Here is a 4355-nt window from a genome sequence, read left to right as displayed (position 1 = left end):
TGCCATGAGTGCCGCTATCGGTGCAATTATCACCGTTGCTATCCGAATTCTTTTCCTCGGTAACAATCCCTAAAATTCTCCAGTCTCACACCCCGAAAACTATTGATAACTTTAGGAGTCTAGCAAATGTCTAACGAAACTGTCACCTATTCCCTAGAAGCTGTCCTAACCAGAATTGAGAGTAAAATCGACTCCCTTGAAAAACGGATGAATGAGAGATTTGACAAGATAGAAGACCGGCTAACCAAAGTAGAAATCGGACAGGCCGAACTCAAGGCCGAGTTAAAAGGCGATATTAAAGTATTAGACGAAAAAATCGAGGGATTAACCGCACGGGTTGGTTATCAGGAGTTCACCAACCGGGGGATTCTGATAGCTTTGGTGGTTGCTGTCTTGGGAGGTGCTGCTAAACTTTTTGGTGTTTTTTCCCCAATCCCTAGAACTGGCTCCTAGAAATGGTTACTTCCCTTATGATCATAATAAATAGCTGCTCGAAAAACTCAAAAATCTATAGGAGTTTAGCAAATGTCTAACGAAACTGTCACCTATTCCCTAGAAGCTGTCCTAACCAGAATTGAGAGTAAAATCGACTCCCTTGAAAAACGGATGAATGAGAGATTTGACAAGGTAGATGAGAGATTTGACAAGGTAGAAGACCGGCTAACCAAAGTAGAAATCGGACAGGCCGAACTCAAGGCCGAGTTAAAAGGCGATATTAAAGTATTAGACGAGAAAATCGAGGGGTTAAAGGGAGAGTTAAAAGGAGATATTAAAGTATTAGACGAGAAAATCGAGGGATTAACGGCACGGGTTGGTTATCAGGAGTTCACCAACCGGGGGATTCTGATAGCTTTGGTGGTTGCTGTCTTGGGAGGTGCTGCTAAACTTTTCGGTTTTTTCCCCAATCCCTAGAACTGGCCACCAGAGACGTTTACAGCCATTAGGATTATAATAAATGACCGCTCAAAAACCCAAACTGTATAGAGGTATGGCAAAATGTCCAACGAAACTGTCACCTATTCCCTAGAATCGGTCCTTAAGGAAATTAAAGACAGCATCAAGGAAGTCAATCAGAAAATGGACACCTTGCAAAAAGATGAAAATGAGCAATACACTCTAGTTAAGGCTATTTCTGACCTACAGGGTTTTCGAGGTCTGATTGTCCCTATCCTTATCGGTGCCATGAGTGCCGCTATCGGTGCAATTATCACCGTTGCGATTAGAATTCTTTTCCTCGGTAACAATCCCTAAAATTCTCCAGTCTCACACCCCGAAAACTATTGATAACTTTAGGAGTCTAGCAAATGTCTAACGAAACTGTAACTTATTCCCTAGAAGCTGTCCTAACCAGAATTGAAAGTAAAATCGACTCTCTGGAAAAACGGATGGATGAGAAAATCGACTCCCTTGAAAAACGCATGGATGAGAGATTTGACAAGGTAGATGAGAGATTTGACAAGGTAGAAGACCGGCTAACCAAATTAGAAATCGGACAGGCCGAACTCAAAGCAGAGTTAAAAGGCGATATTAAAGTATTAGACGAGAAAGTCGAGGGATTAACGGTACGGGTTGCTTATCAGGAGTTCACCAACCGGGGGATTCTGATAGCTTTGGTGGTCGCTGTCTTGGGAGGTGCTGCTAAACTTTTTGGTTTTTTCCCCAATCCCTAGAACTGTCCCCTAGAAACGGTTACAGCCCTTAGGATTATAATAAATGGCCGCTCAAAAACCCGAAAACCCCAGAGGAGTATAGCAAAATGTCTAACGAAACTGTAACTTATTCCCTAGAAGCTGTCCTAACTAGGATTGAGAGTAAAATCGACTCCCTTGAAAAACGGATGGATGAGAAAATCGACTCCCTTGAAAAACGGATGAATGAGAGATTTGACAAGGTAGATGAGAGATTTGACAAGGTAGATGAGAGATTTGACAAGGTAGAAGACCGGCTAACCAAAGTAGAAATCGGACAGGCCGAACTCAAGGGAGAGTTAAAAGGCGATATTAAAGTATTAGACGAGAAAATCGAGGGATTAACGGTACGGGTTGGTTATCAGGAATTTACCAACCGGGGGATTTTGATAGCTTTGGTGGTTGCTGTCTTGGGAGGTGCCGCTAAACTTTTCGGTTTTTTCCCCAATCCCTAGAAGTTACCCCCGATACTTAAACCTAACCTGAAATGGGAACTTGGGGTTTTGGGGAATTAGGGTTTTGGGGATTTTGGGGTTTTTAGTAGCCATTTATCGGCATTATTAGTCATGATGACGATCAGTCCTAAAACCTTATTATACTGACCATAAAGTTTTCTACCAGTCTCAATATCTAAATATTGGCATTTAACAGCAAATTTTAACCATACTTGGCTTTCTGCTGCTTCTGCTTCCGCATCATTTAATCTCAGCAAAAATGAACCCTTATATCGTCTTCTACGCCATGCCTCCGCTAAATTAGCACAGACAGAACGAGAAGAACGTCGAATTTGGTCAATTAATGAATATTTTTCCGACCCGGGAAACTTTTTAGATAGTTCAAAGATTTCCATAGCCAGATTAAAGGCGATTTGATAAACTTCTAGATCTTCATGGGTGTTCAGCAATTTCTTCGGTTTTTGCACCATAATTCCCCTTTCCTGACTGATGATTCTCACTTTACCTTATATATACCTCTTGTCAAACCTAAATTCAGGAAAATCCCCCATCACCCCATTCCCCCATTCCCCCATCACCCCATTCCCCCATTCCCCCATTCCCCCACCACCCCACCACCCCATCACCCCACCACCCCATCACCCCATCACCCCATTCCCCCATCACCCCACCACCCCACCACCCCACCACCCCACCACCCCACCACCCCATCACTACCCCATTCCCCCATCACCCCATTCCCCCATTCCCCCATTCCCCCACCACCCCACTTCCCCAAAAAAAATTTTCCCAAGGGTGATAGGTTTTCTGAAACAGGTGGGTAAGTTGTTCATAGAGAACAAAAAACACTTACCAAAGGATATACCCATGAACTCCACCTTCAAATTCAAACTCCTCCAAACTCTCAACAAAAAGAACGGTAACAAAGGTTTCACCCTCATCGAACTCCTAGTTGTCGTTATCATCATCGGTGTACTCGCCGCCATCGCTCTCCCCAACCTCCTCGGTCAGATAGCCAAAGGCAGACAAGCGGAAGCTCGCACCCACCTCGGTACCGTTAACCGCGCTCAACAGGCTTACCGCTTAGAACAGGGAAATTTTGGACTATTTACTGCCGCTGCTGGCAGTGTAAGTACTGGCGACTTGCCCGTATCTATAGAACCTCAATACTATAATTATACCGGACCTACCGCCACCAGTACCACTTCTGCTCTAACTAATGCTTCAGCTATCGGCGCCTTCAACGACGATATTCGCGACTACTCTGCTGCGGTATCTCAAGACAACGCTGGTGTTGTCAGAACAATCATCTGTGAAGCAGCTAATCCTACTGCTGGAGTAGCAGCAGCAATAACTGCTGCTACCTGCACTACTGGTACCCGGGTCAGATAGATATTCTTCCCAGATTGCCTAAAAGCTTTCTGGCATAATAACCAACAATTGATAATCTAGCGGAAGGTGGCAGGGAAATTTTCTCTTGGAAACCTTGCGCTTTTGATTTTTTTCGGGAAGTGGGGAAGTGGGGAAGTGGGGAAGTGGGGAAGTGGGGAAGTGGGGAAGTGGGGAAGTGGGGAAGTGGGGGAATGGGGAAGTGGGGGAATGGGGAAGTGGGGAAGTGGGGAAGTGGGGGAATTTCAACTAAAACCCCAACACCCGAACACCCCAACACCCGAACACCCCAAAACCCCAACACCCGAACACCCGAACACCCGAACACCCGAACACCCGAACACCCCAACACCCCAACACCCCCCGCAACGCGCACGCAGTGACCACCCCAACACCCCAACACCCAAAATATAGTCAATATTGCCAGGGCCTAACCATGAAATACCTTCTTTTTTCAGCAATCAAATCACAGGCAAAAAAAGCGAGGGGTTTTACTCTAATAGAATTGTTAGTAGTGGTGATTTTATTGGGGGTTCTCGCTGCCATCAGTTTACCGAATCTCTTCGGACAAGTCGCTAAGGGTAGGCAAGCAGAAGCGCGCGCGGCACTGGGATTAATCAATCGCGCCCAACAGGGTTATCGTTATGAAAAAGGGACTTTTGCTACTTTATCTGAACTATCTCTGGAAGCTGCCACTATTTCCCGGCTCTTCGGGAATTGTTATGCAAATAATTAACTTAAAATAAAATTCGATGAGAGTGCCTAGTCTCAAAAATAGCTGAAATCCATACAGGAAAGGACTTAAGGCACAAATAGGTTAATA

At 44.9% G+C, this 4355-nt stretch carries 8 protein-coding genes and 2 pseudogenes; 8 read left to right on the top strand and 2 right to left on the bottom strand.

The genetic code is table 11. The annotated features are described in order from the left end of the window. Positions 1–126 precede the first annotated feature (126 nt). From EWV66_RS09595 to EWV66_RS09575, 5 genes and pseudogenes are all read left to right on the top strand, one after another. A pseudogene (locus EWV66_RS09595) lies at positions 127–440 on the top strand (DUF4164 family protein). Positions 441–525: 85 nt separating this feature from the next. After that, positions 526–912 carry a DUF4164 family protein gene (locus EWV66_RS09590; protein WP_052278085.1) on the top strand — a complete coding sequence of 129 codons (387 nt, stop codon included), beginning with the start codon at positions 526–528 and terminating at the stop codon, positions 910–912. 84 nt (positions 913–996) lie between these two features. Next, on the top strand, positions 997–1251 hold the full coding sequence (locus EWV66_RS09585; RefSeq protein WP_287115944.1) for a shikimate dehydrogenase: 255 nt from the start codon (positions 997–999) through the stop codon (positions 1249–1251). A gap of 53 nt (positions 1252–1304) precedes the next feature. Continuing rightward, positions 1305–1670, top strand: a complete 366-nt coding sequence (locus tag EWV66_RS09580) for a DUF4164 family protein (RefSeq protein WP_287107603.1) — start codon at positions 1305–1307, stop codon at positions 1668–1670. Positions 1671–1756: 86 nt separating this feature from the next. Next, positions 1757–2143 (top strand): DUF4164 family protein, encoded by a 387-nt coding sequence (locus EWV66_RS09575; RefSeq protein ID WP_052278090.1) that lies wholly within the window; start codon positions 1757–1759, stop codon positions 2141–2143. A gap of 56 nt (positions 2144–2199) precedes the next feature. Here EWV66_RS09575 and EWV66_RS09570 read toward each other — a convergent pair whose 3' ends face one another. Together EWV66_RS09570 and EWV66_RS09565 are read right to left on the bottom strand one after the other, a co-directional pair. Continuing rightward, positions 2200–2613, bottom strand: coding sequence for a four helix bundle protein (locus tag EWV66_RS09570; RefSeq protein ID WP_002772592.1), 414 nt, complete (start codon positions 2611–2613; stop codon positions 2200–2202). Between the two features lie 64 nt (positions 2614–2677). Beyond that, positions 2678–2857 carry a hypothetical protein gene (locus EWV66_RS09565; protein WP_287107606.1) on the bottom strand — a complete coding sequence of 60 codons (180 nt, stop codon included), beginning with the start codon at positions 2855–2857 and terminating at the stop codon, positions 2678–2680. 153 nt (positions 2858–3010) lie between these two features. On the opposite strand from EWV66_RS09565, the gene EWV66_RS09560 reads away from it, so the two are divergent. The 3 genes and pseudogenes from EWV66_RS09560 to EWV66_RS09550 form a co-directional block, all read left to right on the top strand. Next, entirely contained in the window at positions 3011–3535 is a 525-nt protein-coding gene (locus EWV66_RS09560) for a type IV pilin-like G/H family protein (RefSeq protein WP_287107604.1), read from the top strand. Between the two features lie 102 nt (positions 3536–3637). After that, the gene (locus EWV66_RS09555) at positions 3638–3946 is read left to right on the top strand and encodes a hypothetical protein (RefSeq protein WP_287107605.1); all 309 of its coding nucleotides are present in this window, start codon (positions 3638–3640) and stop codon (positions 3944–3946) included. Between the two features lie 22 nt (positions 3947–3968). Then, positions 3969–4250, top strand: a pseudogene (locus EWV66_RS09550) (prepilin-type N-terminal cleavage/methylation domain-containing protein); the annotation flags it as partial. Positions 4251–4355 lie beyond the last annotated feature (105 nt).

It is taken from the genome of Microcystis sp. M_OC_Ca_00000000_C217Col, assembly GCF_007095585.1.
Taxonomy (GTDB): domain Bacteria; phylum Cyanobacteriota; class Cyanobacteriia; order Cyanobacteriales; family Microcystaceae; genus Microcystis; species Microcystis panniformis.
This window is presented reverse-complemented; position numbering and strand designations above follow the sequence as displayed.